Here is a 21,309-nt window from a genome sequence, read left to right on the forward strand (position 1 = left end):
CCTGCCGGGGTGATCCTGCTCGACGACGGCACCCTGACGATCTCGGCCAGCGACCTGGTGGCCGCGGCCGGGTGCGAGTACGCGGTGCTGCGGGCGCTGGACGCCCGGCTGGGGCGCGGCGGGGCGGTCGTCACGGAGACGGACGCGATGCTCGACCGGGTCGCGCGCCTCGGCGACGAGCACGAGCAGCGGGTGCTGCGGGCGCTGGTCGCCGAGCACGGGGTGTGGGCGCCGGGACGCACGGGCGGGGTCGCGCAGCTGGCGGCGCCGCGACGGCCGGACGTGCGGGCGGACCTGGAGGCCGCGCACGCCGCGACGCTCGGGCGGCTGGGCGCAGGGGCCGACGGGACGGGGCGCCCGGACGTGGTGCACCAGGCGACGTTCTTCGACGGCCGGTTCACCGGGCGGTCGGACTTCCTGGTCCGCACCCGTACGGACGGGTCCGGCACGGGCGGCGGCGCGGCGGGCGGCGAGGCGTGGGCCGTGCTCGACGCGAAGCTCGCGCGCAACGCCCGGCCGACGGCGCTGCTGCAGGTCGCGGCCTACGCGGACCTGCTCGCGTCCGCGGGCGTGCCGGTGGCGCGGGAGGTCGTGCTGGTGCTGGGCGACGACGCCCGCAGCACCCACGCGGTGGCCGACCTCGTGCCGGTCTACCGCGAGCGGCGCGCCCAGCTGGAGGCGCTGCTCGACGCCCACGTCGCCGCCGGGGGTGCGGTGGTGTGGGGCGCGGACGGGCACCGGGCGTGCGGGCGGTGCGCGCTGTGCGTCGAGCAGCTCGAGGCGGTGCGGGACGTCACGCTGGCGGCCGGCGTGTACGAGCGGCACCGCCCGCTGCTGCACGCGGCGGGCGTGACGACGCTCGACGCGCTGGCCGCCCTCGGCGACGGTGCCGAGGTCGAGGGTCTGAGCCCGGCGGTGCTGGACCGGATGCGGCTGCAGGCGCGGCTGCAGGTCGAGCAGGAGCGGACCAACGACGACCCGGCGCACCCGGTGCACGTGCCCGCGCAGGTGCCGCACCCGGAGGCCGTCGCGGCGCTGCTGCCGCCCGCGGACCCGGGCGACGTGTTCTTCGACTTCGAGGGCGACCCGCTCTGGTACGACCCGGCGCTGGCCGCGACGGGCGACGCGTGGGGGCTGGAGTACCTGTTCGGGGTCGTGGAGGCACCCGAGGCACCAGGGGCGGAGCCGCGGTTCGTGCCGTTCTGGGCCCACGACCGCGGCGAGGAGCGCGCGGCGCTGCGGGCGTTCCTCGACTACCTCGCGCAGCGGCGCGCCCGGTTCCCGCACCTGCACGTCTACCACTACGCGGCGTACGAGAAGACGGCGCTGCTGCGGCTCGCGGGCCGGCACGGCGAGGGCGAGGCGGAGGTCGACGCGCTGCTGCGCGAGGGGGTGCTGGTCGACCTGTACGCGGCCGTGAAGGCGGGCGTGCGGACGGGGCAGCGGTCGTACTCGTTGAAGAAGCTCGAGCCGCTGTACATGGACGCGGGGCGCGGCGACGGTGTGACGACGGCGGCCGACTCGATCGTGGAGTACGCGGAGGCGGTCGCGGCGCGGGTCGCCGGGCGTGAGGAGGAGTGGGCGCGGCGCATCGCCGCGATCGCCGACTACAACCGGTACGACTGCCTGTCGACGCTGGGGCTGCGGGACTGGCTGCTGGCACGCCTGGCGGAGCAGGGTCACGGCCCGACGCGCCCGGTGGTGCTCGACCCCGAGGCGGCCGCGCGTGCGGCGGAGCTCGCCGAGCCGGACCCGCTGGAGGAGGCGCTGCTCGCGGTCGCCGGCCCCGGTCCGGGCGAGGGCGTGGTGCGCAGCCCGCAGCGCCAGGCGGTCGCGCTGGTCGCTGCGGCGCTGCGGTACCACCAGCGCGAGGACAAGCCCTTCTGGTGGGGCCACTACGACCGCCTGTCGGCGCACCCGTCGGACTGGGCGGAGCGGCGCAACGTGCTGGTCGTCGAGCGCGGCGAGGTGGTCGAGGACTGGCACGTGCCGGTGGGCAAGAAGGTGCCGCACCGGCTGCTGCGGCTGGTGGGTCGGCTGGAGCCGGGCAGCGAGCTGCGGGCGGGCGCCCGGGCCGTCGGCCTGTACGACCCGCCGGTGCCGGCGGGCATGAAGACCACGACGGAGGCGCCGCGCGGCTGGTGCGACCGCATGACGGTGCTGGACGTGACGGCCGAGGGCGAGGGCCGCGGTGTGCGGGACGTGCTGCGCGTCCTGGAGACGCGCGCGCAGACCTCGGAGCCGTTCGACGCGCTGCCGATGGCGCTGGCGCCGACCGCTCCGATCGCGACCGGGCCGCTGCGCACGGCGATCCGGTCGCTGGCGACGCGGGTCGCCGCGACCGTGGGCCTGGTGGACCCGGCGACCACCGTGACAGCCCCCGGTGCAGGGAGCGGCGGTGTGGAGGCCGGGGCGGGCGAGCCGGTGCTGCCGCGGTCGGCCGCGCTCGACCTCGCGTGCCGCCGGGCACCACGGACCCGGTCCGGGGGGCCGCTGCCCGCGACGGACGACGGCCCGCTGGAGCAGGTGCTGGTGCGGGCGCTGCTGGACCTCGACGACTCCTACCTCGCGGTGCAGGGGCCGCCCGGCACCGGCAAGACGTACACGGGCGCCCGCGTCGTGGCGGCGCTGGTGGCGCACGGGTGGCGCGTGGGCGTCGTCGCGCAGTCGCACGCGGTGGTGGAGAACATGCTCGCGGCCGTCGTGGCCGCGGGCGTCGACGGCGCCGACGTCGCGAAGAAGGCACCGACCGACGCCGCGGACCGTGACCCCGTGGCGTGGACGTGGGTGCCGGACCGCGGGTTCGGTGCGTTCTGGGCGGCGCACCCGGGCGGTCCCGGCCGGGGGGCGGTGCTGGGCGGCACGGCGTGGGACCTGACGAACGCGGGGCGGCTGCCCGACGCGCCGCTCGACCTGCTCGTCGTCGACGAGGCCGGGCAGCTCGCGCTCGCGACGACCTTCGCGGTCGCCGGGGCGGCGCGCAACCTGCTGCTGCTCGGCGACCCGCAGCAGCTGCCGCAGGTCAGCCAGGGCGTGCACCCCGAGCCCGTGGACCGCTCCGCGCTGGGCTGGCTCACCGACGGGCACGACACCCTGCCCGCGCACCTGGGGTACTTCCTGCCCGTCACGCACCGCATGCACCCGCGCCTGTGCGCGGCGGTCTCGACGCTCTCGTACGAGGGTCGGCTGACCTCGGCGCCCGGTGCGGCGGCGCGCGAGCTCGAGGGGGTGGAACCGGGGGTGCACGGCGTCCTCGTCGAGCACGAGGGCAACGCGGTGCGGTCGCCGGAGGAGGCGGCCGCGGTGGTCGCCCTGGTGGCGGACCTCGTGGGGCGCGTGTGGCACGACCCTGCCGCCGGGGTGCCGGTGCGTGCGCTGGCGCCCGAGGACGTGCTCGTCGTCGCCGCGTACAACGCCCAGGTGTGGACGGTGCGCCGCGCGCTCGACGAGGCCGGGCTCCCGGGCGTGCGCGCGGGCACGGTCGACAAGTTCCAGGGGCAGCAGGCGCCCGTGGTCGTCGTGACCACCGCCGCGTCGTCACCGGCGCAGGTGCCCCGCGGCCTGGACTTCCTGCTCGACCGCAACCGGCTCAACGTGGCCGTGTCGCGCGGTCAGTGGGCGGCGTTCGTCGTGCGCAGCACCCGACTGACGCACACCCTGCCGCACCGCCCCGAGTCGCTGGCCCGGCTGGGCGCGTTCATCGGCCTGACCGCCTCGCGCGTCGCGGGCGGACCGTCGCCGGCCGCCACGCCCACCGGCCCGTCGCCCGACCGGGTGACGGGCGACGGGGCACGCACCGCCGTGCCCACGTAGCCTCGCCGTCGACGCCGGCACCACGCCGGTGTCGCCCACCCGCGCGCGGCACCGTCGCGCACGGGCCACCACGCGGACGACGCGCAGGTCCACCGGGGGACCGCGAGGAGGAGCAACCGATGATCGTCGAGGAGTTCGAGCAGGTGCGGGTGGCGCTGCAGGCCGAGGCCGAGCACGTGTCCACGTCCCTGACCGCCACCCAGGAGCACGCGCTGGCCGCGGTCGACGCCGCGATCGACGAGGCGCGGGCGACGCTCGCGACGCTCGACGAGCGTGTCCGGGCGGCCATCGCCCAGGAGCGCGCCGAGGTGTTCGCGGCCGTGCACGCCCAGGCGCAGGCCGCGTGGACCGACGACGAGCCGTGGGCCGGACCGGCGGCACCGGCCGACGAGGACGGCGACCTGGTCGACGTGCAGGAGCCCGCGGCGCTCGACGCCGAGGACCTGCACCCCGGCACGGCCGAGGAGCGGCCCGCGACGGACCCGGACGACCACGACGGCGGTCTCCCGCGGGAGTGACCCGCGGCCCGCGACGCCCGGCGCGTCAGCCCTCGCGCACCACCACGGTGCGGCAGAGCTTGTCGGAGAACGTCTGCCGCTGGGCGTCCCACAACGGCCAGAGGTAGCCCAGGCCGAGCAGCGCCTGGTCCACGACGTGGCCGACGTCGCGCACGAACGCCCACCACAGGCCGACGGGCTGCATCGTGTCGCGCTTCACCAGCCGCAGGCCGCAGACCCGCTTGCCGAGCGACCGACCGGTGCGCCCCTGCGCGACGACCCGGTTGGCCACCCACAGGACGAACGTCAGCAGCAGCCCGACCATGGCGGTCGTGCTCGTGCCCTCGGACGCCTGTGCGAGCGCGAGCGTCGGGTCGGCAGCGCCGGTGGCGGCCACCATGTCCAGGACCACCGCGACGGTGTACGGGATCGAGACCGCGATCTCGTCCACGAGGCGGGCCAGCACGCGCCAGCCCCAGTGCGCGAGGCGGGGCGGACCCCACGGGGCGAGGTTCGCCGTGCCGCCCCAGGCCGCGGTGCTCGCGCTGGGGTAGGCGGCACCGGGGCGCAGCCCGGTGCCGGCCGTGGACCAGGTGCCGCCCGACGCGCCGGCGGGCGGGGCACCCCACCCGGGCGCGGCCCCCGGGCGGGCGGCGACGGGTGGCGAGGTCGGGGGGGTCGGCGCTGCGACGGGGAAGTTGGGCGGCGGACCGCCCGCCGTGACCAGTCCGGGGTGCGCCGCCGGCTGCGCCGCGTGGGGCGCCGAGGGCTGCGGCGGGTACGGGTGGACCTGCCCGGGCTGGGCGAACCAGCCCGCCGGGGCGGACGCGGGGGCGACGGGGCCTCCGCCGGGCCCGACCGGACCCGGCTGAGCAGCGCCCTGCGGGCGCACGGCGCCTGGCGGCGTGGAGCCCGGCTGCGCAGGGCCGGGCTGTCCGAGGCCGGACGGACGGACGGCACCGGGCTGGGTCGGGCCCGTGGGCCGGACGGCGCCGGGAGCGGCCGCGAAGGGGCGCACCGCCGGGGCGGGTCCCCCGCCCGGGTGCTGGAGGACGGCCTGGTGCACGGTGGCCGGCGGCCCGGCCGGCACGGGACGCGCGGCCGGCTGCGCGGCGGACGGCCCCGCGGCGTGCTGCGCGGTCGACGGCCCCGCGACGTGCTGCCGGGGCGCCGGGCCCGCGGCACCGGGCGCGGGTCGCAGGTGCTCGGTCCAGGCGCGCCCGTCGAACCACCGCTCGGCACCGGGCGTCACACCGTCGCCGTACCAGCCCGCGCGGGGGCCGTCGGAAGTCGTCATACGGACGACATCGGCACGCACCCCCGCACGGATGAGCCCATCGCCCCGCCCGGGTGCCGCCGGCCGTGACGGCCCGCACACTGGGCGTGGGCCCGCGGACCGCGGGTGGACAACCACGGGAGGTGCGGGTCATGGGGCTCGACGATCTGGTGCACAAGGCCAAGGGCGCCCTCGCCGGGCACGAGGACAAGGCGAAGGACGCGCTCGACAAGGCGGCCGACGCGGTGAAGGCGCGCACGGACGACGGCACGGACGCGAAGGTCGACGACGTCGTCGCGAAGGCCAAGGACTACCTCGACCGGCAGAAGCGCTCCTGAGGCCGCCGCGCCCCGGGCCTGCACCCTCGGCCCGGGGCGCGGTGCCCGCTCGCCGGGCACCACGCGGGCCGTGGGTCAGCCCGGCAGGTCGGCGGTCCGCCAGGCGTCGCGCTCGCGGCGGGCGAACGCGGCCAGGTCGGTGGCGTCGCGGCCCAGCGCCCGGCGCACGCCGTCGGTGACGGCCTCGCCGCGGCCGTCGAGCACCTCGGTGAACAGGTAGGCGAGCAGCGCGACGGCGTCCTCGGGCACGCCGTGCGCCCGCAGCCCGGCGGTGAACTCCTCGAGCGTCACGGGCACGAGCTCGACGGGCCGCCCGGCCGCGTGCGCGAGGACCGCCGCGGCCTCGGCGAACGTGACGGCCCGCGGCCCGGTGAGCTCGTGCACGAGCCCGCGGTGCGCGTCGTCGGTGAGGGCGGCGACGGCGACGTCCGCGACGTCCTCGAGGTCGACGAACGGCTCGCGCACGTCGCCGACCGGCAGGACGACGCGCCCGGCGCGGACGTCGTCGAGGAGGAACGACTCGCTGAAGTTCTGGGCGAAGAACGCGCAGCGGACCACGGTGGCGCCGTCGAACGCGGCCTGGACGAGCCGCTCGGCCCGCTGCGCCTCGGTCTCGCCGCGGCCGGAGAGCAGCACGAGGCGGTGCACGTGCAGGTGCTGCGCGAGCGCGGCGAGGCGCTCGACGGTCTCCGGGGCGCCGGGCACGGCGAGGTCGGGGGCGTAGGCGACGTAGACGGCCCCGGCCCCGTCGAGCGCGGGCTCCCAGGTGGCGGCGTCGTCCCAGTCGAACCGGGTCGTGCCGGTGCGGGACGCGGCGCGCACGGGGACGCCGCGGGCGTGCAGGCGGTCGACGACACGGCGGCCGGTCTTGCCGGTCGCGCCGATCACGGTGACGGGTCGCGGGGTGGGCTCGGTGGTCATGGTCGCTCCTGGGTGGGTCCGGCTCGGGCGGGGTGTGCCGCCGGGGTCCAGGCAACCGCGGCCCGGCGAGACGATCCATGGCCGCGACGATCTGTGGCATACGTGATCGTCTCGTCATCGGTGCGGGGCGTGGCTAGGGTGGCCGGGTGGACGTCGTCTCCGGGCTGCTGGACGGGCCGCGCGCGCGGGACGCGTTCCTGCTGCGCAGCCACCTGCGGGCACCGTGGTCGATGCGGGTGGAGGACGGGTCGCCGCTGACGGTGCTGCCGGTGGTGCGCGGCAGCGCGTGGGTGGGGGCGGCGGACCGGCCGGACGACCCGGGCGTGCACCTGGACGCCGGTGACGTGGTGCTGCTGCGCGGGCCGGGGCACTACGTCGTCGCGGACGGCCCCTCGACGCCCCTGCAGGTCGTGGTCGGCCCGGAGCCGGACGCGTGCCGCCCCGTGGGCGGGGGACCCTCGCCCATGCGGGTGCTGGGTGTGCGCGCGTGGGGCAACGACCCCGACGGCCCGACGGTGCTGGTCACGGGCACGTACCCGGTGCACGGCGCGGTGGGGCGGCGGGTGCTGCGGGCGCTGCCGGAGCGGCTGGTGCTGCGCCGCGACGAGGTCGACGGTGCGCTGGTCGACCTGTTCGCGCGCGAGGTGGTGCGGGACCTGCCGGGGCAGGAGTCGGTGCTGGACCGGCTGCTGGACCTGGTGCTGCTGCAGTGCCTGCGCAGCTGGCTGGCCCGGCCCGGGGCGCCGGGCTGGTACCGCGCCGACGCGGACCCGGCGGTGGGCCGGGCGCTGCGGGCGCTGCACCACGCCCCGCAGCGCCCGTGGACGGTCCAGGCCCTGGCCCGCGAGGTCGGACTGTCCCGCGCGGCGTTCGCGCGGCGCTTCACGGCCCTGGTCGGCGAGCCGCCGATGACGTACCTGACGGGCTGGCGCCTGGACCTCGCGGCGGACCTGCTGCTCGAGCCCGACGCGACCCTCGCGTCGGTGGCCCGGGCGGTGGGCTACGGGACGCCGTTCGCGCTGAGCGCGGCGTTCACGCGGGTGCGGGGGGTCAGCCCGGCGCAGCACCGCGCGCGCGGCGACGGCTGGGGGCCGGCCGCCGCGCGCGGCACCGGCGGTCAGTCGAGCCGGGCGCCCGCGCGCTCGGGCAGCGCGAGCGCACCGGCCGCGGCGACGACGAACACGGCCGCGAACACCCCGAACAGCAGCCCGGTGCCGCCGAGGTCGCGCAACGGCGGCACGGCCAGCGGCGCGACGATCGACGCGATCCGCCCGACGCCGGCCGCCCAGCCGGCGCCCGTGGTGCGCACGGCCGTCGGGTAGAGCTCGGGCGTCACCGCGTAGAGCGCACCCCAGGCGCCGAGGTTGAAGAACGACAGCAGCAGGCCGGCGCCGATGATCTGACCGTCGCCGGACGCGACCGCGAACAGCCCCGCGGCGACGGCGGAGCCGACGAGGAACGCGGCGAGCGTGCGCCGCCGTCCCCACGTCTCGACGAGGAACGCCGCCGCCGCGTACCCGGGCAGCTGGCCCAGGGTGATGATCAGGGTGAACTCGAACGACCGGACCAGCGTGTGCCCGTCGGCGTGCAGGAGCGACGGCAGCCAGATGAACGCGCCGTAGTACGAGAAGTTCACGGTGAACCAGACGACCCACAGCGCGGCGGTGCTGCGCCGCGCGCCCGGGGCCCAGAGCGCGGCGAGGCGGGCCCGGGCGGTCGTCGGCACGTCCGCAGGGGCGTCGGGCGGCACCGCGTCCACGCCCGCGTCCCCGGCGGCCGCGTCGCGCACCTGCGCACCCGTGCGCCCGTCGTGCCCCACGGCCCGCGAGCCCTCGAACGCGGCCACCACCTGCTCGGCCTCGTCGTGCCGGCCGCGCTGCTCGAGGAACCGCACGGACTCCGGCAGCCCGCGCCGCACCACCACGGCGTACAGCGCCGGCACCGCGCCGAGCGCGAGGGCCCACCGCCACCCGTCGTCGCCCAGCGGCACGACGAGGTAGCCGACGAGCGCGGCGAGGATCCACCCCACCGCCCAGAAGGACTCCAGGACGACGACGGCACGCCCGCGGATGCGCGGCGGCGCGAACTCGCTGACCAGCGTCGACGCGACGGGGAGCTCGGCGCCCAGGCCCAGCCCGACGACGAACCGCAGCACCAGCAGCACCGCGACGGACCCCGCGAGCGCCGACGCGCCCGTCGCCAGCCCGTAGACGAGCAGGGTCAGCGCGAAGACCTGCCGGCGGCCCACGCGGTCGGCGAGCAGCCCGCCGAGGGTGGCGCCGACGGCCATGCCGAGGAACCCGGCGGACGCGACCCACGACAGGTCGGCGGCCGGCACCTTCCAGACGACGACGAGCTGGGCGATGACGTACGAGATGAGGCCGACGTCCATGGCGTCGAAGAGCCAGCCGACGCCGGAGCCGGTGAGCAGGCGCAGGTGCCGGCGGGTGACGGGCAGCGCGTCGAGGCGGTGCGTGCGGCTGGTCGCGGGCGCGGCGGGCTGCGGGTCGGTCACGGCGTGCTCCTCGTGCTCGCGGGCTCGGTCGGTGCGGCGCCGCGGGGTGCGCCGGGGCGTCACCGCCTCGTCGCACGCACCGCATCGTGGTCCCCGCAGGGGCGCGGCACCACCTGACGAACGTCCTGCGAGACACGGCGGGGCGTCCGCGGGACGACGGCCGGACGGCCGGCGAGGGCCGGGCGGTCACGTGCCCGCAACCTGCCGGACACACCCGGCTCGTACGGTCGCGCGACCCCGGCATGGACAGGGGCGGGCACGGCGCGCGACGCTGTGCCCCGCACGACCGGTGACGGCACGACGGATGCCCTGCACGACGACGAGGTGAGGAGGGCCGACGATGTTCGACCAGGTCGACCCGTTCATCGGCACGGAGGCGACGAGCCTGCCGGCGCCGTCGGGCCTCGCCGCGACGTGGTGGTGGCCCAAGCCGCAGGTCGGCAACACGCACCCGGGGGCCACGTACCCGTTCGGGATGGTGTCGGCGTGCGCGTACTCGGGGGCGTACCCCACGGGGTACGGGCGGTACGACCTGTCGACGGAGGGCCTGCCGCCGGTGCTGCACGACCGGCAGGTGGCCAGCGGGTTCACGCACTTCCAGCAGTCGGGGACGGGCGCGATCCGCAAGTACTACAACTACTTCCGGGTCACGCCGATGCTGCGGCCGCTGGACGACCTGGGGCAGACGTGGGACGTGCTGGAGGAGGAGGCGTCGCCCGGGTACTACGCGGCGACGCTGAGCTCGGGCATCCGCGCGGAGATCACGGTCGGCCCGAAGTCCGCGGTGCACCGGTACACGTTCCCCGCGCACCAGGACGCGCGCCTGGTCATCGACTTCTCGCTCGGCGGGCTCGACATCCCGTACGGGCGGACGGTGCCGCTGCGCGCGCACCTGGGGTCGGTGGCGCCGGGGGTCGCGGAGGGCGAGATCGTCGTCGAGGGTGCGCCGCTGGCGGTGCACGTGGAGTGCGACGCCCCGCACTGGCGGCAGATGCTCTGGTACGACCGTCGGCTGATGCCGGGCGGCACGCGCCTGGACTTCGACCGGATCCGCCCGACGACGCTGCGCCCGTTCGGGCTGATGTGGGCGGGGCCGACGGAGGCGGGGCAGACCGTCGAGCTGCGGTTCGGGTTCTCGTTGCGCGGGGTGGACCAGGCGCACCAGACCCTCGTGGCGGAGTGCGGCCCGGGGCCCGACACGTTCGACGCGCGCCGGCAGCGCACGGAGACGGTGTGGCGCCAGCACCTCGACAAGGTCGTCGTCGACACCCCGTCGTCGGAGAAGCGCACGGTCATGGCGACGGCGCTGTACCACTCGCTGATCAAGCCGTGCCTGGCGATGGACGAGTCGCCGTTCTGGCCGACGCCGGGGCCGTTCGCGTTCGACCTGTCGACGATGTGGGACATCTACCGCACGCACCTGCCGCTGATGACGGCGCTGGTGCCTGAGAGGTCCGTGGAGCTGGCGAACGCGCTGCTGCAGATCGCCGAGGAGGAGGGCAACTTCCCCATCGGGTACCGCATGGCGCGCGGCGCGGACCGGTTCTCCCGGCAGGGATCGGCGCTCGCGCACACCTTCCTGGCGGACCTGTGCGCCCTCGGGCTGCCGGGCGTCGACTGGGACTGGGCGCTGGTGCACATGCACAACGACCTGCGGCGCACGTACGGCGAGGACTTCCTGCTGCGCGGCAAGGCGCACCCGATCAGCCACACCCTCGACATCGCGTTCGGGTACTGGTGCACGGCCGTGGTCGCGGGGCGGGTGGGCGACCGCACGCTCGTCGACCAGTTCGGTCCGCTGGCGGCGCGCTGGGTCAACGCGTACGCGTCGGACGGGCTGCTCGCGGACTCGACGTTCTACGAGGGCGGCAAGTGGAACTACTCGTTCCGGCTGATGCACGACATGGCCGCCCGCATCGCGCTGACCGGCGGTGACGGACCGTTCGTCGACATGCTCGACCGGTTCTTCGGGTTCGGTGCCGACCCGGTGGTGCAGCCCGGCCTGGCGCCCGGGCTCGACGAGCTGACCGCCGGGTACGCCCTGGACCGGTTCGAGGGGCTGAACAACGAGCCCGACATGGAGGCCCCCTGGGCGTACATGTACGCCGGGCGGCCCGACCGGACCGCGCAGGTCGTCCACGACGTCGTCCAGCAGCAGTTCTCGACGGGCCGCGGCGGGCTGCCGGGCAACGACGACTCCGGCGGGTTGTCGTCCTGGTACGTGTGGGCCACCCTGGGTCTGTTCCCCGTCGCGGGGCAGAACACGTACCTCGTGAACGCACCGGCGTGGCGCGAGGCACGCATCGACGTCGGCGACCGCCCGCTGGCGATCGAGACCACCGGGTTCGTCGAGCCCGAGCCGGGCGGTCCCGCACAGTTCGTGCAGCAGGTCCACCTCGACGGCGAGCCCCTGGACCGGCCGTACCTCACCGGCGCCGAGCTCCACTCCGGCGGCCGTCTGCTCATCGCCCTCGGGCCGGAGCCGTCCCGCTGGGGCACCACGCACCGACCACCGAGCGCGCCCACGCCGCACGGCGCGGGGCGCCACACCTGACCCGCACGAGCCCGCCGGTCACCGACCGGCACCTCCTCCCCCACGACCGACGCACCCGGAACCGCCCGGGGACCGCCGGCGTTGACCCCCCGACCGTGCGGCCCGTCGCCAGCACACCGACCGAGAGGACGAGGCCGTGACCACCACCGCCGCCCGCCCCGACCGCCGCCTCGTCATCGTGGTGCGCGCCGACCCCGTGATCTGCGGCCACTCCGGCGAGGCCCGCAACCTCGCCGAGGCCGCCCTGCACCGGGGCTTCGACGAGGTCCGCATCGTGACCTGGCCCGTCGACCGCCTCCAGCAGGCCGGGCTCCCCCTCAAGCCCCTCGACGGCGTCCTGCCGTACAGCGACGGCATCGTCGTCGAGCGCCCCGCCCCCGTCGGCGACTACAAGGTCCCCGACGGCCGCTGGCTCGCCGGTCTCACCGGCCGCCTCGTCGAGCTCTTCACGGACGGCGTCCCCACCGTCGCCCTGTCGCTGTACCTGTCCCCGCACGCCACGGCCGTCGCCGACGCCGTCCAGGTCGCCCGCCGCACCGGCCTGCCCGTCGACGTCATCACCGTCGCCGAGGCCGTCGGCTCCGACGTCACCAACGTGGTCCGCGCGTGCGTCGAGGAGGACCGGTTCGGTGCCGCCGCGCACGTCCTCGCGCACTACCTCTCGCACGACGTGTGCCTGGCCGTGTCCCGGTACACCCGCGACCTGATCATCAGCGAGTCCGAGGCGATCGACGCCAAGCACGGCACCCGGTTCGCCGACCAGTTCCGCGAGCGCGTCGAGATCTCCTACCCGGCGATCGACGTGGGCGACTACCTGGCCCGCGACGAGGACGCCACGGACGCCGCCCTGGCGGCCCGCGGCCTGACCCGCGGCGGGTACGTGCTGTTCCTGTCGCGCCTCGCGCACGCCAAGGGCGTGGACGACCTCATCGAGGGCTTCGTGCGCTCGGGCGCGCCGGCGGCCGGGCAGCGTCTGGTCGTGGCGGGCAACGGCCCGCAGGCCGACGAGCTGGCCGCGCTCGCGCAGGCCAGCGGGCACGGCGACCTCATCACGTTCCTGCACGACGTCCCCGACGACGAGAAGGGCCACCTCATGGCCGGCTGCACGGCGTTCGTGCTGCCGTCCAAGCCGCGCCCGGAGTTCGTCGAGACGTTCGGCATCGCGCTGGTGGAGAAGATGCTCTCCGGCGGCGGACCGGTCATCACGACCGACACCGGCGGCATCGGCGAGGCCGTGGGCGACACCGCGACGATCGTGCCCGTGTCCGACCCGGACGCGATCGCCGCGGCCCTCGACGACGTCCTGGCGATGTCGGAGGAGGACCGCGCCGCGGCCGCGGACCGCGCCCGGGAGTACGCCCTGCAGTTCGACCGCGCCGTGGTGCTCGACAAGATCCTCGACCACGTCGCCGCCCTGGCCCCGGCCCCGGCCCTCACGGCCTGACGGCCCGCTCCCGCGTCGCAGCGGCGGCCCCGCCCCGGGCGACCGCCGCTGCGACGCCGACGACCAGCCGACGGCGCTATCGAGCTCCTCGCGGAACGGTGGCGAGGCCCAGGGCGTCCCAGTGGGCGCAGTGCGGGACCAACCACCTCACGGCGACGTCCCGGACCTCCTCGGGCACGTCCGTGAGCTGCACCCTGTCCAGCACCACGTTCGGGTCGACCATCCGGTGGACGATCAACGCACGGACGAACTCCTGGTCCTTCTACCGGTGCACGATGATCTTCGCGGCGCAGAGGTCGTCCGGATCGAGGCACAGGCCGGTGGCGCCCTGCGTGCGCGGTCCGGTCACCGGAAGCAGGCGGTCGACCCACCCGGGGGCCAGCTGCTCGTCGTCCGCCCCACGCCCTGGATGGAGAAGCCGTGGGTCTGGTGGAAGTCCGAGAGCTCTCCGATCGCGCCGTCCAGGACGTCCGCGAGGCTCTCCGTGTCGTCGTCGTGCCTCGGGCACACGTCGACCTCGACCGAGGCGGTCGCCTCGTCGGGCAGCTCGTCCGCCTCCCACGTGCCCAGGATCGACTGCGACCCGACGACGATCACCCGGTCCTGCGCGAGGATCGTCGTCGAGGCGCGGATCGCGTGCTCCAGCTGGGTGCGGTTCACCGGCGGGCCCGGGCGATCGCCGTCATGCGTTCGTCCTGGGTCAGGACGCCGGCGAACGGGCTGACCTGACGCAGGTCGATCCCGTGCTCGTCCTGGGCGAGCGCCAGCTCCAGCACTGCCCGGGTCGAGGTCCGCAGCGCACGCTCCCACTCGTCGACCCAGCCCGCGGCCTGCGTGCCGCGGACGTTCTCGCGCACCTTCGGCAGGTTCTCGAGGGCCTTCGCCCGTACCTCGGCCGGGTCACGGCGCATCTTGCGCGCCACGGCGCGGTGAAGCTCGAGGGACACCCGCTCCTCCCGCCGTGGGAGCACCGCTGCCGCGGTCGTGGCACTGCTCGCGCGTCGACGCACGGTGCGCGTCGGGACGTCCGGGACGCGGAGCGGCGCCTCCAGCGCGGCGAGCACCGCGAGGGCCGTGCGAAGCGTGGACCCCTGACCGCCTTCGAGCCGTCGCACCGCCGTGACGCTGACCCCGGCCGCCTCGGCGAGGTCGCGCTGGTCGAGGTCACGGCTCAGACGCAGCTCTCGCACGCGCTCCCCGATCTCCCTCTCGTCCATGGATCGAGGCTACGTGACTATCGTCTGAAAATGAACGACAGCCATGCCGAGGACGTCGCCGCAGCGGCCTCGCCCCGGGCGACCGTTGCTGCGACACCGACGACCAGCACCCCGCCGCCCGCGAGCGCGGCGAGGCTGCTGACGTCGAGGCGGTACGCGGACGCGATCGCGAGGTACGCCTGGGCGGCGGCGGTGGCGACCACCGCGGCGACCAGCACCGCGATCGCCGCGGTCACCGCCGCCGTCGTCGTGGCGACCTGCCGCGCGACGGGTGCCGGTGTGCCGAGCAGCTCGAGGCGGGTGTCGTACGTCCGGGCCGTGAGCAGCAGGGTGACGGTCGTCGGGGCGAGCCCGAGCAGCAGGCACGCGAGCAGGAGCGCGCGCAGGCGCGGCAGGACGGTCAGGGTGGTCACGTCCCCGGCCGCGGGCACGAAGTCCGCGATCGGGGCGACCGTCAGCACCTGCGTCTCCCAGTCCTCGAGGTCGGGGACGGGCATCTGAAGGTAGTGGTGACGGCGCGACGAGCCGTCGGGTGCGGCGTCGGTCGGCGGCGAGGTGATGACGACGCCCTCGGCGCCGACCGGTCCGAGGGGCAGGAGCTCGCCGCTCTCGCCCGGGGTGCCGATGCCGCCGGGCGGGTAGGTCCGGCCGTCGACGCACCCGTCGCCGTCGGGTGTGACGACCGCGCCGTGCACCGCCTGGAGTGCGGCGCAGGTGGCGCGCAGCCGGGTCGTCCCGTCCGCGTCCTGCTCGGCGAGGACGCCGTCGCGGCTGGCGAGCATGGCGACCTGCTGCGCCTGGTCGGTGTCGAGGGAGTACAGCGACGCGGTCCAGACGCCGCCGCGGGGCGGCTGCCCGGTGTCGTCGATGACGAGGACCGCCGCGCCGGCGAGCGAGAACACCGAGGCGAGCACGGCGACGGCCGCGGTCTGGCTGACGAGCCGACCCGGCCGTGACTGCGCCCCGCGGACCGCGAGGAGCACCGCGACGGGGACGCCCTGCGGCAGGCGACGCCCGACCGCGCGGGCGAGCGCGACCGCGAGGAAGGGGGCCGTGACCAGGGCGACCACGACGGCGGTGACGTACGTGAGCAGGACGCCCGCCGACGGTGCGGCGACGACGCCCCCCGCCCAGCGGACGGCCACCAGCGCGAGCAGCACGCCGACGGCGACCACGCCCACCGGCGCGGCCCACGCGGGCACCCATCCGCCCTCGTGCCGCACGTCGACCTCCGCGCGCCCGCCCGGGCGCACCGCGAGGCCGGTGGTCACGGCTGCCAGGGCGAGGGCGGCCGCGACCACGGCGCCGGCAGCCGGCACCGCCCCGAGCCACGTCGGGGCGAACACGTCGGTGCCGAACCACCCGCGCGGACCGCCCGCCTGGACGGCGAGCGTCCCGGCCAGTGCACCGCCGAGCAGCCCGGGTGCCGAGCGGGCCACGGCGGCGCCCGCGGCGATCCAGGTGAGGGTCCGCCGGGGCGCGCCGACGAGCGCCAGCACGGCGGCCTGGGGCCGGATCCGGTGCGCCTGCCGGACGGCGACCGCGGCCACCGACGCCGCGGCGGGCAGCAGCACCAGCAGGGCGACGAGGAGCCGCGCCGGGCCCACGGGCAGGCCGTCCGGGGTGTCGGCGCCGGGACGGCCCCAGCCGGCGCCCCGGAAGGGCAGCGCGGCGCGCGCGTCGGCCGCGACGACCTGCAGCGACTGCGGACTCGTCAGGGCCCGCTCCGGGAGCACGCCGACGACCTCCCCGGGGACACGCGCCGCGAGGCTGGGCGCGGTGACGAGCGCCCGCGCCAGGGCCGGGGACACCAGCGCCTCGCCGTCGGCCAGCGGGTCCGTCCGGCCAGGGACCGCGGGGGCGTCCGGTGACACGACGAGCGTGCGCAGCGTGCTGCCGTCGTGGTGGCTCGTGGTCACCCCCCAGGCGAACCCGCCCGTGGCGGGTGCGGCACCGGGCGTCGTCGCCTCCGCCCGCTCCGCCGGCTGCGCCAGGGCCACGACGAGGGACAGCGCGACCACCGCGACGGCGGCAGCGAGCGCGAGGACGACGTGGGCCGCGGCACGCTCGCCCGACGGGGCCGACGCGTGCAGCCGGGCACCCAGGCGGGCGGCGTCCCACCGCCTCACGCGGCGTCCTCGACGACGTGCCCGTCGTGCACGTGGAGCCTGCGGTCCATGCGTGCCGCGAGCGCGGGGTTGTGCGTGACCATCACGAGCGCGCACCCCGCCCGCGACGTCGCCCGCACGAGCAGGTCGACGACGGTCGACGAGCTGGTCTCGTCGAGCGCACCGGTCGGCTCGTCGGCGAACACCACCGCGGGCCCGTGGACCACGGCACGGGCGACCGCGGCCCGCTGCTGCTGCCCGCCGGACACCTCCGCCGGGCGACGACCACCCGTCTCGGCGTCGATGCCGAGCGCGTCGAGCACCCCGCCCGCGCGACCGGCCGCCTCGCGGGCGGGCACGCCGGCCAGGCGCAGCGGCAGCTCGACGTTCTCGCGCAGCGAGAGCTCGTCGAGCAGGCCGCCGTCCTGCAGCACGAACCCGAACGTGCGCAGCCGCAGCTCGGCGAGGCGGTCCCGGCCGGCACGGGCGAGGTCCTCGCCCCACAGCTCGACGACCCCGCCGGTCGGACGACGCAGCCCCGCCATGCAGGCCAGCAGCGTGGACTTGCCCGCGCCGCTGGGCCCGAGCAGCGCCACCGTCTCCCCCTCGCGCACCGCGAGCGTCGCGCCCCGCAGGACGGGGTCACGGCCGTAGGAGAAGCTCACGTCCCGGAGCCCCAGCAGGACGGCGTCCGTCGGGGACGGTCGGACGTGCGCGGCGCGGCGCACCTCCCGGGCAGCACGGGCGGACGGTCGCGGCACACCCGGATCATTCCGCGGTCTCCACGACCGGCACCAGGCATCGACTACTCGGCTGCACGTCACCGGGACGCCTCTGCTCAGGGCTGGGCTTCAGGATGGTCGCCACGGGTCGTGGCGTGCCGCCTGCCGACGGGCGTCCCGCCGCGTGCACGAGACGGACCCCATGCGGTCGGCGCGCCGGTGGCTGCCCGGGTCGGAGCGGTGCGCGGCTGCAGCGCCAGCCTCACCCGCGCCAACCCGTCCGCAGCGCCGGCTGCTGCGGCCCACGGCCGCGGGTCCTCGGCCATCACGCGGACGATCAGGTCGCGGGCGCGCCCGAGCTCTCGGGGCCCGTCGTGCTCGGCCAGGTCGGCGGCGACCAGCAGCAGCGGCACAGGGCGTCCAGGCAGCAGGGGTGCTGCGTGCAGCCACACGTTGGCGTCGGACGGGTTCGCGGGCACGAGCAGGTGCTCGACGCAGACGGCATCGAGGTCGTCGGCGTGCACGTACGCCTCGACCTGGTGCCGCGCCGACATCCCCGAGCGGGGATCGCTCACACCGGAGAGGGTCAGCCGGGGGTCGCCGAGAAGACCGTCCGGTGCGGTGGAGTGCAGCTCGTGGCGCTCGGCGCGGGAGGCCACCCAGGACCGCAGGAGCAGCTCGGGTGCAGGATCGCGAGCGAGGACGTCGTGACGGGCTCGCAGGCGGTGGGCCTCGTCGTGGCGGAGCCAGGGTGCGCGGCGCCCCTCACCCAGCTCGGCCAGCGCCCAGGCGGTGCGGGGGCTCATCGGGCGTCCGCGGCGGGGGGCGGACGGAAGCGAGGCGACGTCGACGAGCCACCGGCCCGCGACCTTGCGTGCGTCGATCCTGCCGGCATCGATCAGCTGACGGGTGCGAGCAGGCGTGACGCCGAGCATGTGCGCTGCCTGCGGAACCCCGACCTCCTGCATAGGCACAACTCTATTCTTGACGCAAGGCTTGTGTATAGACGACTGCCAGACGTCCGCACGTGGCAGGCGCAGGGACGCACTGCGGCCCATGGACCGGCCAGCGCGGGAGGCTGCGAAGATGCGCACCGTGACCACCCGTGACGACCCCGCCCCTGCCGCGCAGGGAGCAGCGAGGACGTGAGTCTCCCGATGATCGTCGGTGCGGTCGACGTCCACTACGACGATGCGGGTGGCGCGACGGCGGCGCTGGTCGTCTGCGGCGAGCCGCGGCTCGCGGCGGTGACGTCCGAGCACGTGACCCGCATCGACCGCGTCGCACCGTACGAGCCGGGGGCGCTGTACCGGCGCGAGCTGCCGTGCATCGAGGCGGTCGTGGCACTGGGCCCGCCGCTCGACCTCCTCGTGGTCGACGGCTACGCCACGCTCGACGCCGGGGGCGGCCCGGGCTCGGTGCCCGGGCCGCGGACGCGCTCGGGATCCCCGTCGTCGGGGTCGCCAAGACCCCGTTCCGCGCCGCGACGCACGCGGTCGAGGTCCGCCGCGGCGCCGCGACGCGACCCCTGTACGTGACCACGGCGGGCGGGTTCGACCTCGACGAGGCTGCACGTCTCGTGGCGGCGATGGCCGGGCCGTACCGGATCCCGACGGCGCTGGCGCGGGCGGACCACCTGGCCCGCGGGCGCGACGCCCCGCCTGTAGTGCGCTGAGCCCCGCCGCGCGGGCGCCGACGCAGGTCCGGCTACCGGACGACCCGGACCTCCTGGGGCCAGCCGCAGCCCTCCGCGAGCTTCCCCGCCCACAGCTTGGCCGTCTCCAGGTCGGGGACGTCGATGACGGTGATGCCGCCCAGGTACTCGGTGGTCTCGGTGTAGGGGCCGTCGGTGATGGTCACGGTGCCGCTGGTGGCGTCGGCGGTGAACGCGTCGGCCATGTTCTCGTCGAGGCCGCCGGCGAAGACGAGGACCCCGGCCTCCTCCATCTCGCGGACGACCGCGTTGCTGGGCTCGACGCGGCTCAGGAACCACTCGACGGGGTGGTCGCCGACCCACTGCTGCTGGAAGTAGATGGCGTACTGGGTCATGTCGCTCCTCCTGCCCGGGGCGCCCGGTGCGGCCCGTCCTCATCCTGACGGGCGGGGCCCGCCGGTTTCGACAGGTCGGTCGAGCCGGCGGGTCCCGCAGGGTGCGGTGCGGCCCGGCGCCGTCAGAACGTGAACGTCGAGACCCGGTCGCGCAGGTCGCGGGAGAGGCCGGCGAGCTCGGCGACCTGGTCGGAGACGGCCCCGACGGCCTGGGTGCTGGACTGGGCGGCGGTCGCGACGCCGGTGATGTTCGTGGCGATCTCGCCGGAGCCGGTGGCGGCCTCGGCGACGGAGCGGGACATCTCGTTGGTCGTGGCGGTCTGCTCCTCGACCGCGGAGGCGATGGTGAGCTGGTAGTCGTTGATCGAGGCGATGATCGCGCCGATCTGCGCGATCGCGTCGACGGCGCCGGCGGTGTCGTGCTGGATGGTCTCGACGCGCTGGGCGATGTCCTCGGTGGCCTTGGCGGTCTCCTGCGCGAGCTCCTTGACCTCGCCGGCGACGACCGCGAAGCCCTTGCCCGCCTCCCCCGCGCGGGCGGCCTCGATGGTCGCGTTGAGGGCCAGCAGGTTCGTCTGCTCGGCGATCTGCGTGATGACCTTGACGACGGCGCCGATCTCCTGGGACGACGCGCCGAGGCGGGCGACCTGCGCGTTCGTCTGCTCGGCGACGCCGGTGGCCTGGCCGGCGACCTTCGCCGCCTCGGTCGCGTTCTGCGCGATCTCGCGGATCGACGCGCCCATCTCCTCGGCGCCGGCGGCGACGGCCTGCACGTTGCGGCTGACCTGCTCCGCGGCGGCGGCGACCACGCCCGCCTGCGCCGACGTCTCCTCCGAGCCGGCCGCCACCTGGGACGACGACGTGGACAGCTGCTCGGCGGAGACCGCCACGGACGCGGCGGTGCGCACGACGTCGGAGAGGGTCGCGCGCAGGGCGTCCTGGGCGGTCGAGAGCGAGCGGGCCATCTGCCCGACCTCGTCGGACGCCCGCACGTCCGCACGGACGGTCAGGTCGCCGCGCGCGAGGGCGTCGACGGCGACCTGCAGCGAGACGACGGAGCGTCGCAGCGCGCCCGCGAACCACAGGCCCATGACGACGAGGATCGCGATGCCCGTGCTCAGCACGACGCCGATGAGGACGAGCGCGCGCGTGGCGGCGGCGTCGGCGGACGCCGCGAGGTCGGCCAGCGCGACGGTCACGTGCTCCTCGACGGCGCTGAGGGACTCGACCATCTCGCCGCCGACGGCGCCGAGGTCGTCGCGGGCCGCCTGGAACCCGGCGCGGTCACCGGCCCGGGCGGGCACCACGAGCTCCTGCTCGACGCCGGTGCGGTACGCGTCGAGCGCGGTGACGAAGGTCGCGAACTCGGCGGGCAGCTCCGCGCCGGACGCCTCGTAGGCGTCGGTGAAGGTGCCGACGGCCTCGTCGAGCGCCGCGCTGGCGTCGCCGTACGCGGCGACCTTCTCCTCGACGTCCCCGCCGACGAAGATCCCGATGACGGAGACGGAGTTGCGCATCCCCCACAGGGCGTCCTTGAGGTCGCGCAGCGACGCGGACACCGACGTCTGCGTCTGCGCCATCTCGGCGGTCGTGGCGCGCAGGTTGCTCGTGCTCGCCATGGCGACGAGACCGAGCGTGAGGGCGACCGCGGTCGCTGCGGCGACGATGCCGAGCACCTTGGTGCGGACGGAGAGCTTGACGGTGGTTCCGGACGGCGTCATGACGGCTCCAGGGGCGAGGTCGCGGCTGCTGTGCCGCTCGTCACACCCATCGGTCTGATCCGCGCCGGTTCGTACTGGACAGCCGTATGACTTGCGACACAGGTGCTGGCACCTGAGCCCTGGCGGCGCCGGTG

The 21,309-nt window shown here is 76.3% G+C and carries 17 protein-coding genes and 1 pseudogene; 8 read left to right on the forward strand and 10 right to left on the reverse strand.

The window, feature by feature from the left end:
• Window positions 1-9 precede the first annotated feature (9 nt).
• Entirely contained in the window at window positions 10-3,813 is a 3,804-nt protein-coding gene (locus FBY24_RS05285) for a bifunctional RecB family nuclease/DEAD/DEAH box helicase (protein ID WP_174243467.1), read from the forward strand.
• Window positions 3,814-3,932: 119 nt separating this feature from the next.
• Window positions 3,933-4,331, forward strand: a complete 399-nt coding sequence (locus FBY24_RS05290; protein ID WP_142158693.1) for a hypothetical protein — start codon at window positions 3,933-3,935, stop codon at window positions 4,329-4,331.
• Between the two features lie 25 nt (window positions 4,332-4,356).
• On the opposite strand, the gene FBY24_RS05295 is transcribed toward FBY24_RS05290, so the two are convergent.
• Window positions 4,357-5,607, reverse strand: a complete 1,251-nt coding sequence (locus FBY24_RS05295; RefSeq protein ID WP_142158695.1) for an RDD family protein — start codon at window positions 5,605-5,607, stop codon at window positions 4,357-4,359.
• Window positions 5,608-5,738: 131 nt separating this feature from the next.
• On the opposite strand from FBY24_RS05295, the gene FBY24_RS05300 reads away from it, so the two are divergent.
• Window positions 5,739-5,924 (forward strand): antitoxin, encoded by a 186-nt coding sequence (locus FBY24_RS05300; protein WP_142158697.1) that lies wholly within the window; start codon window positions 5,739-5,741, stop codon window positions 5,922-5,924.
• Window positions 5,925-5,999: 75 nt separating this feature from the next.
• On the opposite strand, the gene FBY24_RS05305 is transcribed toward FBY24_RS05300, so the two are convergent.
• Window positions 6,000-6,845: an NAD(P)H-binding protein gene (locus FBY24_RS05305; RefSeq protein WP_142158699.1), complete on the reverse strand. Its 846-nt coding sequence runs from the start codon at window positions 6,843-6,845 to the stop codon at window positions 6,000-6,002.
• Between the two features lie 146 nt (window positions 6,846-6,991).
• Here FBY24_RS05305 and FBY24_RS05310 point away from each other — a divergent pair.
• A pseudogene (locus tag FBY24_RS05310) lies at window positions 6,992-7,909 on the forward strand (AraC family transcriptional regulator); the annotation flags it as partial.
• A gap of 53 nt (window positions 7,910-7,962) precedes the next feature.
• Here the strand turns inward: FBY24_RS05310 and FBY24_RS05315 are convergent.
• Complete coding sequence (locus tag FBY24_RS05315) at window positions 7,963-9,360, reverse strand: MFS transporter (RefSeq protein ID WP_142158701.1); 1,398 nt, start codon at window positions 9,358-9,360, stop codon at window positions 7,963-7,965.
• 340 nt (window positions 9,361-9,700) lie between these two features.
• Here FBY24_RS05315 and FBY24_RS05320 point away from each other — a divergent pair, with 340 nt between their 5' ends.
• Window positions 9,701-11,914: a glycoside hydrolase domain-containing protein gene (locus tag FBY24_RS05320; RefSeq protein ID WP_142158703.1), complete on the forward strand. Its 2,214-nt coding sequence runs from the start codon at window positions 9,701-9,703 to the stop codon at window positions 11,912-11,914.
• 136 nt (window positions 11,915-12,050) lie between these two features.
• Window positions 12,051-13,358, forward strand: coding sequence for a glycosyltransferase (locus FBY24_RS05325; RefSeq protein WP_142158705.1), 1,308 nt, complete (start codon window positions 12,051-12,053; stop codon window positions 13,356-13,358).
• Between the two features lie 345 nt (window positions 13,359-13,703).
• On the opposite strand, the gene FBY24_RS05330 is transcribed toward FBY24_RS05325, so the two are convergent.
• The 5 genes from FBY24_RS05330 to FBY24_RS05350 all read right to left on the reverse strand — a co-directional run bounded on the left by FBY24_RS05330 (window position 13,704) and on the right by FBY24_RS05350 (window position 18,211).
• On the reverse strand, window positions 13,704-14,018 hold the full coding sequence (locus FBY24_RS05330) for a hypothetical protein (RefSeq protein ID WP_142158707.1): 315 nt from the start codon (window positions 14,016-14,018) through the stop codon (window positions 13,704-13,706).
• Window positions 14,015-14,575, reverse strand: coding sequence for a helix-turn-helix domain-containing protein (locus FBY24_RS05335; RefSeq protein WP_142158709.1), 561 nt, complete (start codon window positions 14,573-14,575; stop codon window positions 14,015-14,017). Before FBY24_RS05335 ends, FBY24_RS05330 begins: the two co-directional genes overlap by 4 nt.
• A 17-nt stretch (window positions 14,576-14,592) precedes the next feature.
• The gene (locus FBY24_RS05340; protein WP_142158711.1) at window positions 14,593-16,704 is read right to left on the reverse strand and encodes a hypothetical protein; all 2,112 of its coding nucleotides are present in this window, start codon (window positions 16,702-16,704) and stop codon (window positions 14,593-14,595) included.
• Window positions 16,701-17,348 carry an ABC transporter ATP-binding protein gene (locus tag FBY24_RS05345; protein WP_255432236.1) on the reverse strand — a complete coding sequence of 216 codons (648 nt, stop codon included), beginning with the start codon at window positions 17,346-17,348 and terminating at the stop codon, window positions 16,701-16,703. The genes FBY24_RS05340 and FBY24_RS05345 overlap by 4 nt, the downstream gene beginning before the upstream one ends.
• Before the next feature lie 173 nt (window positions 17,349-17,521).
• Entirely contained in the window at window positions 17,522-18,211 is a 690-nt protein-coding gene (locus FBY24_RS05350) for a hypothetical protein (RefSeq protein ID WP_142158713.1), read from the reverse strand.
• A 339-nt stretch (window positions 18,212-18,550) separates the two neighbouring features.
• Between FBY24_RS05350 and FBY24_RS05355 the strand changes: the two genes are divergently transcribed.
• Window positions 18,551-18,943: an endonuclease V gene (locus FBY24_RS05355; RefSeq protein WP_222117206.1), complete on the forward strand. Its 393-nt coding sequence runs from the start codon at window positions 18,551-18,553 to the stop codon at window positions 18,941-18,943.
• Window positions 18,940-19,080: a hypothetical protein gene (locus FBY24_RS19215; RefSeq protein ID WP_222117207.1), complete on the forward strand. Its 141-nt coding sequence runs from the start codon at window positions 18,940-18,942 to the stop codon at window positions 19,078-19,080. The genes FBY24_RS05355 and FBY24_RS19215 overlap by 4 nt, the downstream gene beginning before the upstream one ends.
• A 32-nt stretch (window positions 19,081-19,112) precedes the next feature.
• Here the strand turns inward: FBY24_RS19215 and FBY24_RS05360 are convergent, their stop codons facing one another.
• On the reverse strand, window positions 19,113-19,454 hold the full coding sequence (locus FBY24_RS05360) for a YciI family protein (protein ID WP_142158715.1): 342 nt from the start codon (window positions 19,452-19,454) through the stop codon (window positions 19,113-19,115).
• A gap of 122 nt (window positions 19,455-19,576) precedes the next feature.
• Window positions 19,577-21,175: a methyl-accepting chemotaxis protein gene (locus FBY24_RS05365; protein WP_142158717.1), complete on the reverse strand. Its 1,599-nt coding sequence runs from the start codon at window positions 21,173-21,175 to the stop codon at window positions 19,577-19,579.
• Window positions 21,176-21,309 lie beyond the last annotated feature (134 nt).

This window comes from Cellulomonas sp. SLBN-39 (assembly GCF_006715865.1).
Classification (GTDB): domain Bacteria; phylum Actinomycetota; class Actinomycetes; order Actinomycetales; family Cellulomonadaceae; genus Cellulomonas.